Source organism: Parafrankia sp. BMG5.11 (genome assembly GCF_004337455.1).
In genome coordinates, this window is record NZ_SJXI01000027.1 from 404,614 (window position 1) to 425,636 (window position 21,023).

General features: G+C 66.9%; 23 protein-coding genes. 6 read left to right on the plus strand and 17 right to left on the minus strand.

What is annotated here, in order from left to right; translation table 11 throughout:
• Window positions 1-89: 89 nt before the first annotated feature.
• The 7 genes from E0504_RS19985 to E0504_RS20015 all read right to left on the minus strand — a co-directional run bounded on the left by E0504_RS19985 (window position 90) and on the right by E0504_RS20015 (window position 8,542).
• Entirely contained in the window at window positions 90-938 is an 849-nt protein-coding gene (locus E0504_RS19985) for a MoxR family ATPase (protein ID WP_131625716.1), read from the minus strand.
• A 50-nt stretch (window positions 939-988) separates the two neighbouring features.
• Window positions 989-2,257, minus strand: coding sequence for a serine hydrolase (locus tag E0504_RS19990; protein ID WP_131625481.1), 1,269 nt, complete (start codon window positions 2,255-2,257; stop codon window positions 989-991).
• A 68-nt stretch (window positions 2,258-2,325) separates the two neighbouring features.
• Window positions 2,326-3,372 carry a sensor histidine kinase gene (locus E0504_RS19995; protein ID WP_131625482.1) on the minus strand — a complete coding sequence of 349 codons (1,047 nt, stop codon included), beginning with the start codon at window positions 3,370-3,372 and terminating at the stop codon, window positions 2,326-2,328.
• 2 nt (window positions 3,373-3,374) lie between these two features.
• Window positions 3,375-3,812 (minus strand): response regulator, encoded by a 438-nt coding sequence (locus E0504_RS20000; RefSeq protein ID WP_131625483.1) that lies wholly within the window; start codon window positions 3,810-3,812, stop codon window positions 3,375-3,377.
• Window positions 3,809-5,317: an ATP-binding protein gene (locus E0504_RS20005; protein WP_131625484.1), complete on the minus strand. Its 1,509-nt coding sequence runs from the start codon at window positions 5,315-5,317 to the stop codon at window positions 3,809-3,811. The genes E0504_RS20000 and E0504_RS20005 overlap by 4 nt, the downstream gene beginning before the upstream one ends.
• Complete coding sequence (gene parE / locus E0504_RS20010) at window positions 5,310-7,301, minus strand: DNA topoisomerase IV subunit B (protein WP_131625485.1); 1,992 nt, start codon at window positions 7,299-7,301, stop codon at window positions 5,310-5,312. The genes E0504_RS20005 and parE overlap by 8 nt, the downstream gene beginning before the upstream one ends.
• Window positions 7,302-7,357: 56 nt before the next feature.
• A complete protein-coding gene (locus E0504_RS20015; protein ID WP_207974526.1) occupies window positions 7,358-8,542 on the minus strand; it encodes a penicillin-binding protein activator in 1,185 nt (394 codons plus the stop codon).
• A 27-nt stretch (window positions 8,543-8,569) separates the two neighbouring features.
• Here E0504_RS20015 and rsmI point away from each other — a divergent pair, with 27 nt between their 5' ends.
• Genes rsmI through gshB form a run of 3 tightly spaced genes read left to right on the plus strand, consistent with a single transcriptional unit; the run spans window position 8,570 to window position 10,740 of the window.
• Window positions 8,570-9,427: a 16S rRNA (cytidine(1402)-2'-O)-methyltransferase gene (gene rsmI, locus E0504_RS20020; protein WP_131625486.1), complete on the plus strand. Its 858-nt coding sequence runs from the start codon at window positions 8,570-8,572 to the stop codon at window positions 9,425-9,427.
• A complete protein-coding gene (locus E0504_RS20025) occupies window positions 9,424-9,774 on the plus strand; it encodes a YraN family protein (RefSeq protein ID WP_131625487.1) in 351 nt (116 codons plus the stop codon). The genes rsmI and E0504_RS20025 overlap by 4 nt, the downstream gene beginning before the upstream one ends.
• Before the next feature lie 12 nt (window positions 9,775-9,786).
• Window positions 9,787-10,740, plus strand: a complete 954-nt coding sequence (gene gshB / locus E0504_RS20030; RefSeq protein ID WP_131625488.1) for a glutathione synthase — start codon at window positions 9,787-9,789, stop codon at window positions 10,738-10,740.
• 87 nt (window positions 10,741-10,827) lie between these two features.
• Here gshB and E0504_RS20035 read toward each other — a convergent pair whose 3' ends face one another.
• From E0504_RS20035 to E0504_RS20045, 3 genes are all read right to left on the minus strand, one after another.
• Window positions 10,828-11,418, minus strand: a complete 591-nt coding sequence (locus E0504_RS20035; RefSeq protein ID WP_207974528.1) for a fasciclin domain-containing protein — start codon at window positions 11,416-11,418, stop codon at window positions 10,828-10,830.
• 46 nt (window positions 11,419-11,464) lie between these two features.
• Window positions 11,465-12,034 carry a fasciclin domain-containing protein gene (locus tag E0504_RS20040; RefSeq protein WP_207974529.1) on the minus strand — a complete coding sequence of 190 codons (570 nt, stop codon included), beginning with the start codon at window positions 12,032-12,034 and terminating at the stop codon, window positions 11,465-11,467.
• A gap of 89 nt (window positions 12,035-12,123) precedes the next feature.
• Window positions 12,124-12,762, minus strand: coding sequence for a LuxR C-terminal-related transcriptional regulator (locus tag E0504_RS20045; RefSeq protein ID WP_131625490.1), 639 nt, complete (start codon window positions 12,760-12,762; stop codon window positions 12,124-12,126).
• A 129-nt stretch (window positions 12,763-12,891) separates the two neighbouring features.
• Between E0504_RS20045 and E0504_RS20050 the strand changes: the two genes are divergently transcribed.
• Entirely contained in the window at window positions 12,892-13,512 is a 621-nt protein-coding gene (locus E0504_RS20050; protein ID WP_131625491.1) for a DedA family protein, read from the plus strand.
• On the opposite strand, the gene E0504_RS20055 is transcribed toward E0504_RS20050, so the two are convergent.
• From E0504_RS20055 to rph, 4 genes are read right to left on the minus strand one after another with little or no spacing between them, the layout of a single operon-like run.
• A complete protein-coding gene (locus E0504_RS20055) occupies window positions 13,509-14,396 on the minus strand; it encodes a tyrosine recombinase XerC (RefSeq protein ID WP_131625492.1) in 888 nt (295 codons plus the stop codon). The two genes, E0504_RS20050 and E0504_RS20055, sit on opposite strands and share 4 nt — an antisense overlap.
• Window positions 14,393-15,544 carry a radical SAM family heme chaperone HemW gene (gene hemW, locus E0504_RS20060; protein ID WP_131625493.1) on the minus strand — a complete coding sequence of 384 codons (1,152 nt, stop codon included), beginning with the start codon at window positions 15,542-15,544 and terminating at the stop codon, window positions 14,393-14,395. The genes E0504_RS20055 and hemW overlap by 4 nt, the downstream gene beginning before the upstream one ends.
• A 43-nt stretch (window positions 15,545-15,587) precedes the next feature.
• Window positions 15,588-16,214 (minus strand): RdgB/HAM1 family non-canonical purine NTP pyrophosphatase, encoded by a 627-nt coding sequence (rdgB, locus tag E0504_RS20065; RefSeq protein WP_131625494.1) that lies wholly within the window; start codon window positions 16,212-16,214, stop codon window positions 15,588-15,590.
• Window positions 16,211-16,924 (minus strand): ribonuclease PH, encoded by a 714-nt coding sequence (gene rph, locus E0504_RS20070; protein WP_131625495.1) that lies wholly within the window; start codon window positions 16,922-16,924, stop codon window positions 16,211-16,213. Before rph ends, rdgB begins: the two co-directional genes overlap by 4 nt.
• An 84-nt stretch (window positions 16,925-17,008) precedes the next feature.
• Between rph and hrcA the strand changes: the two genes are divergently transcribed.
• Window positions 17,009-18,052: a heat-inducible transcriptional repressor HrcA gene (hrcA, locus tag E0504_RS20075; protein ID WP_131625496.1), complete on the plus strand. Its 1,044-nt coding sequence runs from the start codon at window positions 17,009-17,011 to the stop codon at window positions 18,050-18,052.
• A gap of 13 nt (window positions 18,053-18,065) precedes the next feature.
• Complete coding sequence (locus tag E0504_RS20080) at window positions 18,066-18,650, plus strand: nucleotide exchange factor GrpE (protein WP_131625497.1); 585 nt, start codon at window positions 18,066-18,068, stop codon at window positions 18,648-18,650.
• Window positions 18,651-18,716: 66 nt separating this feature from the next.
• Here E0504_RS20080 and E0504_RS20085 read toward each other — a convergent pair whose 3' ends face one another.
• From E0504_RS20085 to E0504_RS20095, 3 genes are all read right to left on the minus strand, one after another.
• Window positions 18,717-19,880: an indoleamine 2,3-dioxygenase gene (locus E0504_RS20085; RefSeq protein ID WP_131625498.1), complete on the minus strand. Its 1,164-nt coding sequence runs from the start codon at window positions 19,878-19,880 to the stop codon at window positions 18,717-18,719.
• Between the two features lie 90 nt (window positions 19,881-19,970).
• The gene (locus E0504_RS20090) at window positions 19,971-20,423 is read right to left on the minus strand and encodes a hypothetical protein (protein ID WP_207974532.1); all 453 of its coding nucleotides are present in this window, start codon (window positions 20,421-20,423) and stop codon (window positions 19,971-19,973) included.
• 71 nt (window positions 20,424-20,494) lie between these two features.
• On the minus strand, window positions 20,495-20,974 hold the full coding sequence (locus E0504_RS20095; protein ID WP_131625500.1) for a copper chaperone PCu(A)C: 480 nt from the start codon (window positions 20,972-20,974) through the stop codon (window positions 20,495-20,497).
• Window positions 20,975-21,023 lie beyond the last annotated feature (49 nt).

Genomic DNA, 21,023 nt, shown 5'->3' on the forward strand with positions numbered 1-21,023 from the left:
TGATAACGGGCTTGGCGCGCGAAGAAAACCGGGCGCGGGCTATTACTTAGTGGCCGGCGCCGCTGGGGCCGACTACCGGGAAGGGGCTGTCAGGCCCCCCGGCGCGCCATGAAAGCGAGACGTTCGAACAGCATCACGTCCTGCTCGTTCTTCAGCAGCGCGCCGTGAAGGGGCGGGATCGCCTTGGTCGGGTCGCGGTCCTGCAGCACGTCTAGCGGCATGTCTTCGTTCAGCAGCAGCTTGAGCCAGTCGAGCAGCTCGCTGGTCGAAGGCTTCTTCTTCAGACCCGGCACGTCGCGGATTTCGTAGAACACGTCCATCGCCTTGGTCACCAGGATCTTCTGGATGTTGGGGAAGTGGACTTCGATGATCTCGCGCATCGTGTCGCGGTCGGGAAACTTGATATAGTGGAAAAAGCACCGGCGCAGGAACGCGTCGGGCAGTTCCTTTTCGTTGTTCGAGGTGATCACCACGATCGGCCGTTCCTTGGCCGCGATCGTTTCCTGCGTTTCGTACACGTCGAAACTCATGCGATCGAGTTCCTGCAACAGGTCGTTGGGAAACTCGATGTCGGCCTTGTCGATCTCGTCGATCAGCAGCACGGGCAGGGTGGGGGAGGTGAACGCGTCCCACAGCTTCCCGCGCTTGATGTAGTTGCGGATGTCGTGGACCCGCTCGTCACCCAGCTGGCCATCGCGCAGGCGGGCCACGGCGTCGTATTCGTACAGCCCCTGATGCGCCTTGGTGGTGGACTTCACGTTCCATTCGATCAGCGGCGCGCCCACCGCCTTGGCGATCTCGTACGCCAGCACCGTCTTGCCGGTGCCCGGTTCGCCCTTGACCAGCAGCGGCCGGCGCAAGGTCACCGCCGCGTTGACCGCGACCTTCAGGTCTTCGGTCGCGATGTAGTTGCTGGTGCCCTCGAAACGCTCGACCATACCGGAATCTTCCCTTGCCAGTTTACGTAAGCGGTAAGCGGGTGATCCTGTCAGGGCAAGGCCAGGATACGTTGCGCGATCAATTCGAGCGTCGCCTGGTCGACCGCCGCGGCGGGATTGTTCCAGCTCATCGTCAGGATGCGCCACTGGCCGCCCGGCTTCTGCAGCAGCCAGGTGCCGTTGATCACGCCCGGTTCCGACCCGCCCTTGAACCCGGTGAACGCCCAGTTCTTGCGCTGGGCGGCGGGCATCGAGGGGCTGACCGCAAGGATCTTCCGGGCAGTGGGATCCTTCAGCGCGACGATCCGGCCGAGCAGCTTGCGCAGGTCATCGGGGCTGGCGAACCATTCCACGCCGTCGATCAGGGTCGGCGCGGTAAACGTTGGCGCGGCGACCGTCGCCGGGTCGGCGGCGAATTCGCGCCCCAGCGCTGCCAGCGCGCCTGTTTGCTCGGGCTCGCTCATTCCGGCGTACCGCGTTCCGCGCGCAAGATCGGCCTTCAGCGCGAACGCCTCTCGCGTGGTGAGGAACGGCAGGGTCCGGGCGGGGGCCGAATGGCCGCTTGCCCGCAATTCTTCCGCGATCGCATCGCGTCCCACCAAGCGGATCAGCTGGTCGGTCGCGGTGTTGTCGCTGATCGAGATCATCATCGTCGCCAGCGTTTGCAGCGTGACTGGCGCACCCGCGGGCCAGTCCTGCATCTGCCCGCTCGGCAAAGAGCGCAGGTCGTCTAGCGTCACGACCTCATCCCACTTGCGCGTGCCTTGCTCAACCTGCCGCGCCAGCGCCGCCAGCACATACAGCTTGAAGGTCGAACCGATCGCGAGCTGGCGATCGGCGTTCAGCGCCAGCAGCGGTTCTCCGCCGTCAAGCGGCGCATAGAGAACGCCCGCCGCGCCGGGCAGCGCCGCGACGTCGCGCAGGATCGTCGCGGTGTCGTCCCCCACCGGCTTGTAATCGTTGAGCAGCAGGTTGGCGACTTTGCCGTCAGCATCCACCGCGAACGGGCCGCTGTAGATGGCACGGGCGAACCGCAAGGCGATCACGCCGCTGGCAGGACCGGTCGCCGTGACGCCTTCAAGGCCTTCCAGCGGACCGAACTGACCTGCGATCTGCGCCGTCAGCGCCGCCAGCTTGTCTGCCGGCACCGCGGCCAGGAACGCGGGCGAGAATACCTCGGCCGCCGGTCGCTTGCCGAGCAGCACCTCGGCCATGCCGTCCGCCGCGGCTTGCACGGCCGGCGGGATCGGCTGCGGCGCGGGCTGAGCGATGGCCGGCACGCTGAACAGGGCCAGCGGCAGCGCGAAACGAGCAAGCATGAAAGATCCTCCCGAAGACGCTCTTGGCTGGCTGCCGCGGTCGTTGCAACAGGGATCGGGCGCGAGCGTCAGCTGCTCGAGGGAGGCCCGGCGACAGTCAGCCTGAGCGCGGTGCCGGAAGCCTGGTCGATCGCCTCCAGCGCGGTGTGCAGGCTGCGGGCGATGGCATCGACGATGCGGGTACCCATGCCGGTGCCCGTGGGCGAGCCCGCGCGGTCGATCCCCTGGCCATTGTCCGTCACCGTCAGGCTGAAGCCGCCCTTGTCCTGCGCTTCCAGGCGCACCGCGATGACCCCCTCCGCGCCATCGGGAAAGGCATACTTGACCGCGTTGCTCACCAGTTCGTTGACGATCACTCCGATCGACACGCCGGTGTCCGGCGGCACCGTGACCGGCTCGGTCTGGAGTTCCAGGCGGATGTTGGCCGAATGGTTCGGAATGCTGTCGCGCAGGTCATCGACCAGGTTGGTGAGGTAGGCGTCGAGGTCGATCGAGGACAGGTCCTCGCGGGTATAGAGCCGCTGGTGGACCTTGCTGATCGCCTTGATCCGGTTCTGGATCTCGTCCAGCGCGGCGCGCACCGCCGGATCGGGCGACTGGCTGCCCTGCATCGACACGAATCCCAGCACCATCTGCAGGCTGTTGGACACGCGGTGATGCACTTCGCGCACCAGCAGCTCCAGCCGCTCGTTCGCGACGATGAGATCGGCCTCGGCCTGCCGCTTGGCTCGCTCCAGCTCGGCGCGCGAAAGCGCCTGGCGGAAGCGGCTGTCGAGCACGTCGAAGAAGCTCTCGCCCACGATCTTGACCACGAAATCGAGCGCGCCGGCGTGGATCGCCTTGACCGCTACGGCGGTGTCATCGTTGCCGGTCACGAACACCACCGGCGGGTGATCGGGCAGGGCGACGATTTCGTCCAGCAGCTGCAGCCCGCTTTTCCCGGGCATGTAATGGTCGATTGCGACGAGATCGAACGCGCTCTCCTTCAGGCGCGCCAGGCCTGCGTCGGCGCTGTCGGCGACCTCTACCTCGAACCCGCGGCGGCCGAGCGCGCGCTGGGTCAGACGGCGCAGGCCGTCGTCGTCATCGACGTAGAGGATCCGCGGCGCGGTGATGGTTACTCGACCTCGGGCACCTGGATCACCGCCAGGAACAGGCCCAGCTGGCGGATCGCGTCGGCGAAGCTTTCGTAGTTCACCGGCTTGGTGATGTAGACGTTGCAGCCGAGGTCATAGCACCGCTGGATCTCCACCTTGTCGTCAGTGGTGGTCAGCACGACGACTGGCGTGCGGTGCAGCTTGTCGTTGCTCTTGATCTTTTCCAGGATCGCGGTGCCGCTCATGTCCGGCAGGTTGAGGTCGAGCAGGACCATGCACGGGCCATTGTGGACCGGGCCGGTCGTGTCGTTGAACAGGTATTCGAGCGCGCTGGTGCCATCGGCGAAATGCTTGATGTCGTTCGAGATACCGGCGCGGCGGATGTTCTTCTCGATCAGGCGGGCATGGCCTTCATCGTCTTCGATCATCACGATGCCGACGGGTTGATGCGCGTTCATGTGACTGTTTCCCCTGCCGTGAACCGTAGCGGCAACGAAAGCGTGAATGTTGCGCCTTCGTCAAGTTGAGACTCGATCCGGATCGTCCCGCCGAGCCGGTATGCAAGTGCGCGCACGTTGGCGAGGCCGATCCCTTCGCCTGGCTGATCCTGCGTGCCGGCGCGGCGGAACAGTTCGAACACCCTTTCGTGATCGGCCGGATCGATCCCGCGGCCGTTGTCCTTGACCGCGATCTCCACCAGCGGGCCGACCTTGCGGCCGCTGATCTCCACCCGCCCGGGACGCTTGGGGCTGAGGTACTTGAGCGCGTTCTCGGTCAGGTTGGACAGGATCTGCTCCACCGCGATCCGGTCGCTGTGAACGTCTGGCAGCGGCTCGATCACGATCTCGGCCCCCGCGGTTTCGGCCCGTTGATAGAGCGAGGCGGCCACGCCATCCGCGACCGCGTCCATGTCGAGCAGTTCGGGGGTCAGCGGACGCCGCCCCTGGCGCGACAGCTCCAGGATCGAATTGATCAGCCGATCCATCTTCTCGGTCGACTTGCGGATGAAATCGAGCGCCTCGGGCAGATCCTCGTCAGCGGCCAGCCAGACCGCCTGGTCGCGCAGGTCGGGATCGCGTTCGAACAGTTCGGCCAGGAACTTGCGGATGATCTTGCGCGCCTCGTCCAGCTCTGACGTGAAGCCGAGCACGTTGACCAGCGGCGACCGCAGGTCATGGCTGACGATGTAGGCGAAGCGCTGGATTTCCTCGTTGGCGCGGGTCAGTTCCAGGGTTCGCGCGTTGACCGCGGCTTCCAGCCCCTCGTTGGCCTGGCGCAGCCGGACCTGCGCGATCCCGAGATCGCGGTTGAAGCGCAGCATCAGCACGATCACCGCAATCAGGGTGAGCAGCAGCAAGGCGGTGGCCCCGCCGCTGATGACATAGAACCGGCTCTGCGAGGCGGACTGCGCGCGCGCGTTGTTGAACAGCAGCGCTGCCTCGCGCTCTCGCATCACATCGGTGATCGTGCGAATGCGCCGGGTGATCAATGTCCCGGCCTCCTGCGCAAGCCCGTTCTCCCGGGCGGAGGCGGCGACTGTATAGGGGCTGAGGATGCTCTGGCTGATCGCTTCCTCGCGGGCGGCGCGCAGGCGCTCGATTTCTTCGATCCCGGCAATCTGGTCGCTGCTCTCGCCCGCCAGGCCGCGCAGCTCTGCCACCGAGGCGGTGAACTGCGCCTGGCTCTCCTGCAGGATGTCGATCATGTCGGACTGCGTGGACAACAGGTAGCCGCGGCGCGCCGTCTCGACCCGCTCGTTGATGCTGATCAACCGATTGAGTTCGGCCTGCACGCGCAGGCTTTGTTCGACGCGCTCGCCGGTGGCGGTCACCTGCGACAACGCCTGAATCGACACCAGGATCGCGATGACCAGCAGCGCCAGGCCGGCAGCCAGCAGCACCACGACCGGGCGATTGCCTTCGAACCGCAACAGCCCGCGGAGGCCCTGACGGCGCTCAGGCATCGATCAGCTCGCGGTCGAATTCGGCGGCGTTGTTCTGGATGAAGTTGAACCGGTGTTCCGGGTTGCGGCCCATCAGCTGGTCGACCAGTTCCTGCACCGCGAAGCGCTGCTCATGCTCAGGCGGCAGGGTGATGCGGATCAGGCTACGGCTGGCTGGGTTCATCGTCGTTTCGCGGAGCTGCTGCGGGTTCATCTCGCCCAGGCCCTTGAAGCGGCTGACCTCGACCTTCTTGCCCTTGAACCGGGTCGCCTCCAGCTCGGCGCGGTGCGCGTCGTCGCGGGCATAGGCGCTCTCCTTGCCCGCGGTCAGGCGGTACAGCGGCGGCTGGGCCAGGAACAGGTGCCCGCGCTTCACCACGTCGGGCATTTCCTGGAAGAAGAAGGTCATCAGCAGCGTCGCGATGTGCGCGCCGTCGACATCGGCATCGGTCATGATGACGATCCGGTCGTACCGCAGCTGATCGGCGTTGCAGTCCTTCCGGGTGCCGCAGCCCATCGCCAGGGTCAGGTCGGCGATTTCGCTATTGGCCCGGATCTTGTCGGCGCTGGCGGACGCCACGTTGAGGATCTTGCCGCGGATCGGCAGGATCGCCTGCGTCTTGCGATCGCGCGCCTGCTTGGCGCTGCCGCCGGCGCTGTCGCCTTCCACGATGAACAGTTCGGTCTCGCCGCTGCCTTCGCCGGTGCAGTCGGTCAGCTTGCCGGGCAGGCGGACCTTCTTGGAATTGGTCGCGGTCTTGCGCTTGATCTCGCGTTCCGCCTTGCGCTTCAGGCGTTCGTCCATCCGCTCCATGACGGACCCGAGCAGCGCGCGCCCGCGCTCCATGTTATCGGTCAGGTAATGGTCGAAATGATCGCGAACCGCGTTCTCGACCAGCCGCGCGGCCTCGGGGCTGGTCAAGCGGTCCTTGGTCTGGCTCTGGAATTGCGGGTCGCGGATGAACACGCTGAGCATGATCTCGGAACCCGTGATCACGTCGTCCGCGCTCAGGTCCTTGGCTTTCTTCTGCCCGATCAGGTCGGCAAAGGCGCGCAAGCCCTTGGTCAGCGCGGCGCGCAGGCCCTGTTCGTGGGTGCCGCCATCGGGCGTCGGCACGGTGTTGCAGTACCAGGAATACGATCCGTCCGACCACAGCGGCCAGGCGATTGCCCATTCCACGCGGCCCTGTGAGCCACCTGTTTCGTCTGGGGGGAAGTCCTGCGTGCCGGCAAACGGTTGCGCGGTCACGCACTCGCGCCCGCCGATCTGTTCGGCAAGGTGATCCGACAGGCCGCCTGGAAACTTGAACACTGCTTCGGCCGGAACATCGTCGGCGGCGAGCGCGGCGGCGCACTTCCAACGGATTTCGACGCCGGCGTAGAGATACGCCTTCGACCGGGCGAGCCTGAACAGGCGCTTGGGGCTGAAGTCGCGGTCGCCGAAGATCTCGGTATCCGGCGTGAAGCTGACGGTGGTGCCGCGCCGGTTCGGGGTCGGCCCCAGTTCCTGCAGCGGTCCCTGCGTCACCCCGCGCGAGAATTCCTGGGCGTAGAGCTGCCGGTCGCGCGCGACTTCGACCCGGGTGTGGCTGGACAGCGCGTTGACCACGCTCACGCCGACGCCGTGCAGGCCGCCGCTGGTGGCGTAGGCCTTGCCCGAAAACTTGCCGCCCGAATGCAGCATCGACATGATCACTTCGAGTGTCGACTTGCCCGGGAACTTGGGGTGTTCGGCCACCGGCATCCCGCGGCCGTTGTCGGCGATGGTCAGGCGGTTGTTCTCATCGAGCGCTACCTCTATCCGGGAAGCGTGCCCCGCGACCGCTTCGTCCATCGCGTTGTCGAGCACTTCGGCGGCGAGGTGATGCAGCGCGCGATCGTCGGTCCCGCCGATGTACATGCCCGGCCGGCGGCGCACCGGCTCCAGCCCTTCGAGCACCTCGATCGAGGATGCATCGTAGTCGCCGCTGGTGGCGGGGGTGTTGGCGAACAGATCGTCGGACATGGGTTCAGCTATACGCAGCGGGCGCTGCGCGCTTCAAGCAGGCCACGGGGTTATCGTCAGTTGCCGAAGGCAGCGGGCGCAGGATCGACGATCACCACCTGGCCGTTCCGGACCTCGCGCACTTCCATGGTCCGCTCCACCACGCCGTTGCGGCCGAAGCGGAACGCGCCGTCGAGGCCCAGGAACCCCCCTTCGTCACGCAGGCGGGCGACCGGGAAACTGCGCCCCGGTTTCCAGTCGCGCGCGATCCTGAGCGCAAGCAGCACCCCGTCATACCCCAGCGTGGAGACGCGGTAGGGCGCACCGCCGAAGCGAGCCTTGTAGCTGTCGGAGAACCGCTTGAACCGCGCGTCGGACATGGCCGAGAACCACGCGCCCCGCAGCCCGGCCGCGCGGGTGACTTCGCTCTCGCCGCTCCACAGCTCGGTGCCGAGCAGTTGCACGCCGGCGGTGGCGCGCGGCTTCAGCACCGTGGCGGCCTGCGCGGCGAACCGCGCGCCGTCGGCGATCAGCACCGCATCGTAGCCGCCCTTCGCCGCCAGGCGGCTGGCGGCGCTGACCACCGACGTGTTGCCCCGCGCATAGGTTTCGACCGCGCCCACGGTGCCGCCGGCGGTGATGACCGAGGCGCGCAGCGCGGCGGCGGCGCGCTGGCCGTATTCGCCTTCGGGGACGATCGCGGCAAAGCGGCTGGACCCGCGCGAGCGGGCGTAATCCACCGTGCGCTGGATCGATTGCTCGGGTGCCTGGCCCATCACGAACACGTCCGGACCGGCGACCGCGGTATCGTTGGACAGGGTGATCAGCGGCACGTTGGCGGGGCGCGCTTCCGCCAGCACCTGGCCGACATCTTCGGACAACAGCGGCCCCAAGATCAGCTTGTTACCCTCGGCCACCGCGCGCTGCGCTGCCGCGCGGGCGCCGCCGGCGGTATCGTAAGTGGTGATGCGCAGGCTTTCGGCACTGGTGTCGAGCAGCGCCATCGTGGTGGCGTTGGCGATCGACTGGCCGACCGCGCCGTTGGTGCCCGACATCGGCACCAGCAGCGCCACCCGGTGGCGCGCGGTGTCGGTTGGCAGCGGGCTGGGAATATTGGCGCTTGGCGTGGGGGTCGGGACCGGGTCCGGACTTTTAGAAACGCCGCCGCCGGGGATGATCTTGCACCCGGCGAGCAGCATCGCGCCGCCCACCGCGATCAGCTTGCGCCGATCGATCAATCCGCCTGTCTTGGCAACGTTCATGCTTGCCGCTCCCCGTATCGCTGGTTCATGAGGCCGGCCGTGTCCACCCGCGCGCCCGCAACTCTGTCTCCCGGCCTCTACATCGTGGCGACGCCGATTGGCAATCTTGGCGACATCACCCTGCGCGCGGCCGAGGTGCTGCGGGCGTGCGACGGGGTCGCGTGCGAGGATACCCGCGTCACCGGCAAGCTGATGAAGCACCTCGGCGCGTCGAAGCCGCTGTGGCGATATGACGACCACGCCAGCGACAAGGACCGCGCGCGGCTGGTGAAATCGATGCACACCCGCTCCGTCGCGCTGGTCAGCGATGCGGGCACTCCGCTGGTGTCCGACCCGGGATACCGCCTGGTGCGGGAAGCGCGCGCGGCGGGGATTGCGATCGTGACGCTGCCCGGCCCCTGCGCGGCGGTGGCGGGGCTGACGCTGTCGGGCCTGCCTAACGACAAGTTCCTGTTCGCCGGCTTCCTGCCGGTCAAGGACAAGGCCCGCGCCGATGCCTTGCGCGATCTCGCGGCAGTGCCCGCGACGCTGGTGTTCTACGAAACCGCGCCGCGCCTGCTGAAGGCGCTTGCTGGGATAGGCGACGTGCTGCCGGGACGCGAGGTCGCGGTCGCGCGCGAACTGACCAAGCTGCATGAGGAATGCCGCACCGGCTTTCCGCAACAGCTAATCGCCCACTATGCCGCGCATCCGCCGAAGGGCGAGATCGTCCTGCTGATCGGCCCGCCTGGCGACGACGCGCCGAATGCGTCCGATGCCGAGGCGCTGCTGGTCGAGGCGCTGGAGACACTCAAGCCGTCGCAGGCCGCCGCGCAGGTGGCCAGGGCGACGGGGCTGGACCGCAAGGATCTCTACGCCCGCGCGCTCGAGCTGAAAGCCGGGTGAAGCGCCAGCGCGCCGAAGCCGCCGGGCGCAAGGGCGAGGTAGCGGCGGAGCTGTATCTGCAGGCCAAGGGGTGGGCGATCCTCGACCGCCGGCGCAAGACGCCGCTGGGCGAAATCGACCTGGTGGCGCGCCGCGCCGGCGTGGTCGCGTTCGTCGAGGTGAAGTGGCGCAGGAACGCGCAAGAGCTTGCGCTCGCGATCGACGAGTACCGCCTTCGCCGCGTCGCCGCCGCGGTGGAAGCGGTCGCGCACGAATACGCGAGCGGCGGAGAAGACCTGCGGATCGACGTGATCCTGCTTGCGCCAGACTGCCTGCCGCAGCACATCGTCAACGCCTGGCAGCCCTGAAAAGGAAAACGGATGACCCTGCGCGTCGCGGTCCAGATGGACCCGCTTGAAAGCATCAACATCGCCGGCGATTCCAGCTTCGCGCTGATGCTGAGCGCACAGGCGCGTGGGCACGAGCTGTTCCACTACGACGCCGGGGACCTCACGCTCGACGCCGACGACCGCCTAACCGCACCGGCGCGTCCCGTGCGGGTGCAGCCGGTGACGGGCGACCATTTCACCGCCGGCGAGGCGCGGCGGCTCGACCTGGGGCGCGACATCGACGTGGTGCTGATGCGGCAGGACCCGCCGTTCCACATGGGTTACATCACCGCCACGCACCTGCTCGAACGGATCGCGGGCGAGACGCTGGTGGTGAACAACCCGGTCAGCGTCCGCAACGCGCCCGAAAAGGTCATGGTGCTCGATTACCGGCAATTCATGCCGCCGACGCTGGTCACCCGCTCGGCCGAGGAAGTGCGCGCGTTTCAGCGGCAGTACGGCGCGGTGGTGGTAAAGCCGATCCACGGCAACGGCGGCAAGGCGATCTTCCGCGTGCCGGCCGATGGCGACAACCTCTCGGCCCTGTTCGAGGTGTTCAACCAGACCTGGGCCGAACCGCACATGGTCCAGCCGTTCCTGCCCGAGGTCGCGCAGGGCGACAAGCGCATCGTCCTGATCGACGGCGAGGTGGCCGGCGCGATCAACCGCAAGCCGGGGGAGGGGGAGTTCCGTTCCAACCTGGCCGTGGGCGGCAGCGCCGAAGCGACGGGGCTGACCCCGCGCGAGGAAGAAATCTGCGCCGCGATGGGCCCGCGGTTGAAGGAGCTGGGCCTGATCTTCGTCGGCATCGACGTGATCGGCGGCCGGTGGCTGACCGAGATCAACGTCACCAGCCCCACCGGCATCGTCGCCATCGACCGCTTCAACGGCACCGACACCGCCGGCCGGATCTGGGACGCGATCGAGGCGCGCCTGTCCGCCTGACGCTGGCTGCATTGGTAAACGAGAACGGCGGCGGACCCGAAAGGACCCGCCGCCGCGAGGCTGCAAAGGGCGACAGCCTCTGTTAACTCACTCGGGCATCAGCACCTTGTCGATGACATGCACGACGCCGTTGGAGGCATCGACGTCCGTCTGGGTGACGGTCGCCTTGTTGCCGGCGGCGTCGGTCAGAACGACCTTGCCGCCTTCGAGGGTGGCGGTGAGGTTCGCGCCATTGACGGTCTTGATGGTGTAGCCTGCGTCACCGGCGCCTTCGATGGCCGTGATCAGCGCGGGGCTCATCGTTTCGCCGGCGACCACGTGATAGGTGAGGATGCCGGTCAGGTCCTGCTTGCCGGCGGGGCTCATCAGCTGGTCACGTGCGGCCTGCGGCACGGCTTCGAACGCGGCGTTGGTCGGCGCGAACACGGTGAACGGTCCCGCCCCGGAAAGCGTGGTGCCAAGGTCCGCTGCCTGAACCGCCGAAACCAGCGTGGACAGGTCGGCGTTGCTCTGCGCCAGTTCCACGATCGTGCCACCGGCCGGTGTGGTATCGCCGGCGGTCTCTTCGGCCATCGCCATGTCATCGGTGGCGGCGGGGGTGGTGGTTTCAGCCGGGGCATCGCACGCGGCCAGAGTCAGGGCGGCGGCAAGCGCCGCGCCGGTCATGAGGGTCTTCATCGACATTCCTTTCAGGTCACTACTACTTTTGAGAACAGGTGGCGGCTTAGCCGGGGAGCGAAACCGCGTCGGTCACGTGGATCACGCCGTTCGACTGGAACACGTCGGCCTGGGTGACGTGGGCCATGCCGCCGGCGGCATCGGTCAGCATCACCCGGTTGCCCATCATGCTGGCGGTCAGCACGCCGCCTTGCACCGTGGTCAGCCGCGCCGTGCCGCCGCCGGCCCGGATCATCTCGACCAGTTCGGCTGCGCTCACGCGGCCAGGGACCACGTGGTACGTCAACACCGATTGCAACTGGGTGCGGTTGGCGGGCTGGAGCAGGGTGTCGACCGTGCCGGAGGGCAGCTTCGCAAACGCATCATTGGTCGGTGCGAACACGGTGAACGGACCGGGCCCGGACAAAGTGTCGACCAGCCCGGCAGCCTTGACCGCTGCGACGAGCGTGGTGTGGATCGGCGAATTGACGGCGTTTTCGACGATATTGCGCGATGGGAACATCTCGGCCCCACCGACGAACGCGGTCTGCGTCGCCATGCCGCCGTCCATCATCGTGGTGCAGGCGGCAAGCGGGGCGACGGAAAGTGCCAGTGCGGCGGCGACGGAAAGCTTCATGGGCGGGTCCTCGATGGCGTCTGTGTGACGCAAAGATAGGAACCCGTTCTGGGGCTGGTTACATGGACTTTGTACCGTATCTCGAAGGGCTACAGTCCCGCCTCGATCGCCAGCCGGATCGCGTCGGCAGACGTGGGCAGGCCCAGCTTCTCCAGCATCAGGCCGCGGTGCATCTTGACCGTTCGTTCGCTGATCGAGAGCCGCCATGCGATCTGCTTGTTGCGATAACCATGCGCCATTTCGGTTAGGACCTGCCTTTGGCGGGGGGACAGCGCCTCCACCGCGTCGCGGGCCCGCTGCCGCCGGAGCACGTCCGGAGCATCCTCTGCCGTGCTGACGTCCACCTGCGACCCCAGGAACCACGCGGGCGAGCCGTCCCCGTCCAGGATCGGGGCGATCAGCACCGTATTGCGGAAGCGCGTGCCGTCCTTGCGATAGTTGACCAGTTCGGTGAGCGTGGCCGCGGGCGAGCGGATCGCGGCGCGAATCCGCTCGGTCAGGTGGGGTTCGGTGGTCGGCCCGGCCAGGAACCGGCAGTTGCGCCCGATGATCTCCGAATGACGATAGCCGGTGAGCGCGCAGAAGGCGTCGTTCGCCGCGACCACCGGATTGTCGTGCAGCCGTGGATTGGTGATGACGGTCGCGATCGGGCTGAGGGCAATCGAGGCGAACAGCTCGCGCTCCGAGGCGGGAAGCGGGGCGGGGGGAACGGGTGGTTTTTCCTCCATCGCGTTCGCATTACCTGTTCTCGCCCGGCAAGCCTAGGCCGCAGGCGCAGCGGCGCCGGGAAGGGCGATCGCTCGCAGGTCGACTAATGGGGCAGGGATAACAATCGCCACCCTGTCGTTGTCAGCCCCATGCATTCAATCATCATCGAAGCGATCGCGAAGGGCGGCTATTTCGGCATCTTCGTGCTGATGGCGCTGGAAAACATCTTCCCGCCGATCCCGTCCGAAGTGATCATGGGCATCGGCGGGGTGCTGGTCGCGCGCGGTGACATGGCGTTCTGGCCGCTGATGGTGTGGGGCACGCTCGGCACGGTGGCGGGCAATTACGCCTGGTACTGGATCGGGGACCGCTGGGGATATGAGCGGACCCAACCGTTCGTGGAGCGGTGGGGCCGGTGGCTGACGATCGATTTCGAACACGTCGAACGCGCGACGGCCTTTTTCCAGAAACACGGCCAATGGGTGGTGTTCTTCCTCCGCTTCAGTCCGTTCATGCGCACGATGATCTCGCTGCCGGCCGGCCTTGCGCACATGAGCGTGTGGCGCTTCCTGCTGTTCACCACCGCCGGGTCGGCGATCTGGAACGCGCTGCTGATCCTGGGCGGCACGTTCCTCGCCCGGTATCTGGAGGAATACGAATCCGCGATGGGGTGGATCATCGTGGGGCTGATCGCGCTGGCGGTGCTGGGCTACGCGTACCGCGTGCTCACCTGGAAGCCGCGCCCCGCTGCGGACCGCACCGGCGACTAGCCGCGCGGGTGCGCCCGCCGGTATGTGTCGAGCAGGGTGGCGGCATCGACGCGGGTGTAGATCTGGGTCGAGCCCAGGCTCGCGTGGCCGAGCAGTTCCTGCAACGATCGCAAGTCCGCTCCGGCGCTGAGCAGGTGGGTGGCAAAGCTGTGGCGCAGGGCGTGAGGCGTGGCGGTTGCCGGCAGGCCCAGCGCGATGCGCGCGCGCGCGACCGCCTTTTGCACCATGCCCTGGCCCAGCGGTCCACCCTTGGCGCCGCGGAACAGCGGCTGTTCCTTTAGCAGCGGCCAGGGACATTTCGCGGCGTAAGCGGCCACCGCTTCCCGCACCAACGGGATCAGCGGCACGATCCGCTGCTTGCCGCCCTTGCCGGTCACGGTCAGCGTCTCGCCCAGCGGCAGGCTGCCGCCCGTCAGCGACAGAGCCTCCGCGATCCGCAAGCCAGCGCCGTACATCAGCAGCAGCACTGCGCGGTCGCGCTCTCCGATCCAGTCTTCGGCGGCATTATGGTCGACCAGTTCGGCCAGGTTCACCGCTTCGTCCGGGGTGATCGGGCGGGGCAAGCCCTTCTTGATCCGCGGGCCGCGCAGACGGGGCGCGGTACTCTCTTCCCCGGCTTGCGTCCGGGCAAATGCGACGAAGCCCTTCAGCGCCGATAGTTCGCGCGCGGCCGAGGTGTTCACGAGACCGTCGGCCCGGCGCAGCGCCAGTTGGCGGCGGAGGGCGGCGGCATCGAGCGCGGCGGCGCGCCGCCAATCGCCGATCTGCTCTTCGGTCAACAACCTGTCCGCAGTCGCGAGATAGGCGCGGACCGTGTGGGGGGATCGGCGCCGGCCGTTGCGCAGATGCTCGCCCCAGGCCTCCAGCAGGTCGGCCTTGCTCACGCCGCGACCAGTTCCACCGGAACCAGCTCGCCCAGCAGCGCATCAAGCAGCGGCATCCCCGCGTCGGTGACAAAGACCCGCGTCCCTTCCTGCCGCACGAGCCCGAGCGAGGTGTGGAACTGCAGCCGTGCCGGATCGACCAGCTCCTCCGCCGGGACGGCTAGCCGCTCCGACAGCCGGGCCAGGTCCACCCCCTCGGCCAGCCGCAAACCCATCAGCAGCGCCTCGGAGGCCTGCTCACGGGCCGCGAGCGATCGTTCCTCGGCAATGCCGTGCCGCCGCTCCGCCACCGCGGCCAGCCAGTTTTCCGGCTTCTTGTGCCGCACCGTCGCGCTGCCCCGCCGCCGGCCGTGCGCTCCCGGTCCGATCCCGACGTAATCCTGGTAGCGCCAGTAAGCGAGGTTGTGCCGGCTCTCTTCGCCCGGGCGGGCGTGGTTGGAGATTTCATATGCCGGCAACCCCGCCGCTGCCGTGAGTTCGCGGGTCAGCGCGAACAGGTCGGCCGCCGGATCGTCCTCCAGCGGGGCGAAGGCACCCAGGCGCACATCGGTCGCGAAGCGGGTGCCGGGCTCGATCGTGAGTTGATAAAGCGAGAGGTGTCCGGTGCCGAGGTCCAGCGCGCGCGACAGTTCATCGCGCCAATCGGCCGGAGTCTGTCCCGGACGGGCATAGATCAGGTCCGCATTGACCAGGTTGAACCTTTTGTGCGCCAACTTGAGCGCAGCCAGCGCTTCGGCGGAATTATGTAGCCTTCCTAGGAACTTGAGCGCGGAATCTTCGAGTGATTGCAGCCCCAGCGACACGCGGTTCACACCCGCCGCGGCCAACCCTTCGAACCGCGCCGCTTCGACCGATGACGGATTGGCCTCCAGCGTGATCTCCACGTCCGGCGCGAAGCCCCACCACCGCTCCGCTTCCGCGAGCAGTGCCGCCACCAGCGCCGGAGGCATCAGGCTGGGCGTGCCGCCGCCGAAGAACACCGACTGCAGCGGCTCCCCACCGGCGATCTGCGCCTCGTGGCGCATGTCGGCAATCAAGGCCGCCTGCCACGCGGCATGGTCGACGCTTTCGCGGACATGACTGTTGAAGTCGCAATACGGGCATTTGCGCGCGCAGAACGGCCAGTGAATGTAAAGCGCGCGCGCCATCGGGTGCTTTCAGGTTTCGCTAGTGCCGCCGTACTCTAGCACATCAGCCGAACTGATCGGCAACCAGCTTCTCGAACGCATCTGCGCGGTGACTGATGCGGTGCTTTTCCTCCGGATCGAGCTCGGCGAAGGTGACCTCGCGCCCATGAGGCACGAACACCGGGTCGTAGCCAAACCCCAGCGTGCCCCGCGGCGGCCAGGTGAGTGCGCCGTCGACACGCCCTTCGTACACCGCGCTTTCGCCATCGGGCCAGGCAATCGCGAGAACGCAGATGAACCATGCGTTGCGCGGGGCAGAGGCACCCTTGGCCGCGAGAAGGCCTTCGACCTTGCCCATCGCCATGTACCAGTCCCGGCCCGGCTCCCCTTCGAACCACTGCCGTTCGGCCCAGTCGGCGGTATAGACCCCCGGGCGCCCGTCCAGCGCCGCCACTGACAATCCGCTGTCGTCCGCCAGCGCGGCGAGCCCTGACGCCTCCGCCGCCGCTCGCGCCTTGATCAGCGCGTTCTGGACAAAACTGGTGCCGGTTTCCGCCGGTTCGGGCAGCCCCAGCGATCCGGCCGAGATGCACTTGACGCCGAACGGTTCCAGTAGCGCGCCGATTTCCTTCAGCTTGCCCGCGTTGTGGGTGGCAATCACCACCGTGCCGGAACCGATCCGCCGGGTCATCGAGTGGCGCTCTCCTGCTCCCGGAAGATTTGGGCACAACCGATCTGCGCAAGTCGGAGCAGCCGCAAGAGCCCTTCCTCGTCATACGTCGCGCCCTCGGCCGTGGCCTGGACTTCGGCAATCCTGCCGCCCTCGATCAGCACGAAATTGGCGTCGGCATCGGCATTGCTGTCCTCGGCATAATCGAGGTCGAGCACGGGGGTGCCCTGGTGAATTCCGCAGCTGATCGCGGCAATCTTTGCCTCGATCGGGTCTTCGACCAGCAAGCCCTTCTTGATCAAGCCGTCGACCGCCAGCCGCAGGGCGACCCATGCGCCGCTGATGGAGGCGGTGCGGGTCCCGCCGTCGGCCTGGATCACGTCGCAGTCGAGCGTGATCTGCCGCTCGCCGAGCTTGTTCAGGTTCACCACCGAGCGCAGCGAGCGCCCGATCAGCCGCTGGATTTCCTGCGTTCGTCCGCTCTGCTTGCCCTTGGCCGCTTCGCGCTGGCCGCGCGTATGAGTCGCCCGCGGGAGCATCGAGTACTCGGCCGTGACCCAGCCCTGGCCCTTGCCGCGCAGGAACGGCGGCACCCGCTCCTCTACGCTGGCGGTGCAGATCACCCGGGTATCACCGAAGCTGACGAGGCACGAACCCTCCGCATGAACGGTGAAGCCGGTGTCGATGGTGATGGCGCGCATCTCGTCGGGCGCGCGGCCGGATGGTCGCATGGGTCATTCCTTTGATGAGTCGTTCGCGCCGCGTTAGGCGCTTCGCCCTTGAGGCTGCAAGGACAGGCTCTAGAGTGAGCGGCTATGGCCACGCCGCCCGTCACCGAACTCAGCACTCGCGCCCGCGATATCTTCCGTCTCGTGGTGGAAGGCTACCTCACCAGCGGACAGCCGGTGGGATCGAAAACGCTTGCCGGCGATGCCGGGCTGAACCTGTCGCCCGCGTCCATCCGCTCGGTATTGGCGGAGCTGGAGACCCTGGGCCTGCTCGCCGCGCCGCACACCAGCGCTGGACGCATGCCGACCGACGTGGGCCTGCGGCTGTTCGTCGACGGGATGATGCAGGTGGCTGAACCCACCCGGCAGGAGCGGCAGGCGATCGAAAAGCGTCTCGCCGCACCCGGTCCGATCGAAGCCGCGCTGGAGGCGACCAGTGCCTTGCTGTCGGATATTTCTGGGGCTGCCGGCATGGTCATGGTACCGCGCAAGGAGCCGCGACTGGCGCAGCTGACTCTCGTCCCGCTTAGCGCGACCCGGGCGCTGGCGGTGCTGGTGGGAGAGGATGGCGGAATCGAGAACCGGGTGATCGAGCTTTCCGCCCCGGCAGGCCCCTCCGCCCTTGAGCAGGCGGGCAACTTCATCACCGCGCGCCTTGCCGGGCGAACGCTGGCCGAAGCCGCCGCCGCCATGCGCGCCGAGCTTGCGACGGGCCGAAGCCAGCTCGACGCGGCCAGCCGCGACCTCGTCGAACGCGGGCTTGCCGTGTGGAGCGAGGACGCCGCGCGCCGCCCGGTGCTGATCGTCCGCGGCGCTGCGAACCTTCTCGACGAGGCGGCGCTTGGTGACATCGAACGGGTACGCCAGTTGCTGGACGACCTGGAGGACAAGCAGGAGGTCGCCACGCTGCTGGAGGCCGCGCGGGAGGCGCAGGCGACCCGTATCTTCATCGGCAGCGAGAACCGCTTGTTCGCCCTGTCGGGATCCTCCGTCATCGCATCGCCCTACCGCGATCGCGAGGGCCGGGTGGTCGGCGTGGTGGGTGTCATCGGCCCCACCCGGTTGAATTACGCGCGCGTTGTCCCCATGGTGGATTTCACCGCCCGATCACTGGGCAAGATCATCGGATAACCACGAAAAAACAATGATCGCAGACCAAGATTCACGCCCCGAGGATGAAGCCGTGGCCAAGGAACTCGACGGCGTCCCAGCCGACATGCTCGACGAAGCGCAAGACGCGACGGAAAGCGGTTCCGACGTGTCAGAGGCGCTCGCGGCGTTGAGGAACGACCTCGAAGCCGCGAAGCAGGAAACGCTCTATGCCAAGGCGGAAACGCAGAATGTGCGCCGCCGCATGGAAAAGGATATCGTCGACGCTCGCGCCTATGCCGCGACCGGCTTCGCGCGGGATATTCTGTCGGTGTACGACAACCTGGTGCGCGCGATTGATGCCATCCCGGGTGAACTCCACGACGATCCGCGCATGAAGGCGCTGGTCACCGGTATCGAAGCGACTCAGCGCGAAGTCGAAAAAGTATTCGCCCAGCACGGGATCACCCGGATCGCCTCGATGGGGCTGCCGCTCGATCCCAACCAGCACCAGGCGATGCTGGAGGTGCCTAGTGACAGCGTGGAAGCGGGCACCGTGGTGCAGGAAATGCAGACCGGCTGGATGATCAAGGACCGCCTGCTGCGACCGGCGATGGTGGCGGTCGCGAAGAAGCCTTAATTACTCCCTGATCAACCTGCGTGTTGCTCCCCGGCAGAGACTGTTTTGCCGGGGAGCAAGCATATTTCACACCAGCTGCGCGCGGTTTTCGTCGCGGTGTTTTTTCAGGTATTTCATGAACGGCGTGCCGCCGGTGCCGACATCGGGATCGTTGCCGGCAATGCTGCCTGCCTGCTTATTGATGTAGCTCGCCGCGTATTCAAGGTGGCGGGTGCGGAAGCGGGCCGTCTGGTTGAGGCAGGCGTTGAACGCGTCCTTGAGGCTTTGCGATGCCGAGCCCGCCACGAACGCGCGCAAGGTGGACTGCGCCGCGATGTCTTCGATGAAGCGGCGATGCGGCACAGGGCGGTAGTGGTGCAGTTCGTCGAGGAACTGCCGCAGCGGATCGTCCGAATGACCCACCTGGAACAGTGCGTCCATCGCCGGGACGATGCTTGACTGGCTGCCGGTCTGGCCGCGATACGGCATCGGCTTGCGTTCGAACCGCTCCACGCCGTCGTAGATCAACCCGCCGCCAGCCAGCGCCGGGTTGTTGGCCCACCCGTGGATGTAGGGGCGCACCCGATGGAAGTAGATGTACGGATCGCATCGCTCGGTCATGCGGCTGAAGTGGCCATAGATCCGCTCCCACGCGGCATCCATCTCGATCAGCAGTCGCTCCGCTTCGGCCGCGTCGCCTTGCTGCGCAATCATGACCAGCCGCGCCGCGTTGTCGAGCAGCACTCCGGCTTCCGCTTCGATCGCGACATGGATCATCACGAACCAGTTTTCATCGGCCCCGCCGAGGAAGTTCTGGACCATGTAGATGTTTTCAAGGCTGATCGGCCCCGCCTTGTCGAGCCGCGACCAGTTGTCGAGCACGTAGGCGGAATACGGCAGCAATGGCGCCTGGCCCAAGCGGTCTGCGATCGCCACCATCGGGCGGGCGAGATTGGCCGGCAGATGCTCTGGCGGGAGAGGTTCGCCCCAGACGTAAGCCTGCACCAGGAAGCTGTAGTGGACCATTGCGGTGCGGACCTCTTCCTCCGCGGCTTCACGCGCCCAGTCTTCTAGCGTCGGGTCGGCGAGCTGGTCGAGCCAGTGGCGCACGCGCCCGGTGGACAGCAGGCCGGACAGGTTGCCGGCGGCGTCTTTTACTTCGTCAAATTGGGAGGGGAGGGCGATCTCGTCGATCTCGTAATGCGAGAGAAAGCCGCGAGTCCGCGACATGCCGTAGTCAGATAGCTCCATGGATTGCACCGTATGCCGGGCGCGGGTTGGGCCGCCCGGATCGATGCGCAGATGGTATCAAGCGAAACCGTATCGCTCAAGCCGACCGCGTCAGACCGTCCCCGGAAACCGCACCAGCAGATCATACGCGGCGGCATCGCCAACGCCTGCCACCTTCACCCCGTTGCGCAGCCAGAACGCGTGCTTCACGATCTGCGCCTGCTGCTCGATGCCATAGCGTTCAAGCGGCCAACCGGGCTTAAAGCTGTAGTCGTAGCGGCAGAACGGGTGGCGGTGGAGCACCAGGTACCACTCGCCGAGTGTCTGCGTTTGCCACACATGCGTCATTTCGTGGATAAACAATCCCTGCGCCACGCGACCCGCGCGACCGAAATCGTCGCAGTAGCCGGTCCCCCGCGGGTGGAAGTGCAGGTGGCCGCGCGGCGCCATGGTGGTGTGACGCGGCTGGAAGGGGAAGAACTTGCGCCGCCGGATGGTGACGCGGGCATAATCGATGGCGCTGCCAAAGACACTGCGCGCAAGGTCGACCTCGCCGCCCGTCAACCGCCGTTCCCCGCCCACCGGGCAGGCCGGCGCGGAGTGGCTCTCTATTCCGAGTTCGTCATTCGCCTGGTTCAGCGCTCATCCCCGGCTGCGCGGATCTCCACCGCGAATGTCTGCTTCTTGCCACCGGAAACGATCACCGCCGCCTCGGTCGTGCCGCCGGGCTTGAGGTCGGGTGACACATCCATCGCCATCAGGTGCTTGCCGCCGGGCTCGAACGTGATCCGGTCGCCCTTCTTGAGCGGCACCGGTAGCATCTCCTGCATCTGCCGGATGTCTTCGAACTCGGCGTAGTCATGGAACGCCGCGCTGGCTGCGCCGGTGACTTCCGCGCGGTTGAGCGCGACCTGGCGATCCCCGTCATAGGCGAGGTCGAAATACACCGCTGCAGGATTGCCCGGCACCGGCGCCAGCACCATGCGCGCGTTCGAAATCTTCATGCCGGGGATGCCGACGGCATCAGTGGCGGCGGGTTGTTCCGGGCTCTCGCCGCATCCCGAAAGGGTCAGCGCAGCGCCCATCAGCGCGACTGCAAACAGCTTGCCCGGCATCGTTTTCTCCCCCTTGCTGGCGCCGTTCGCGTAGCGCCCAAGCTCTCTT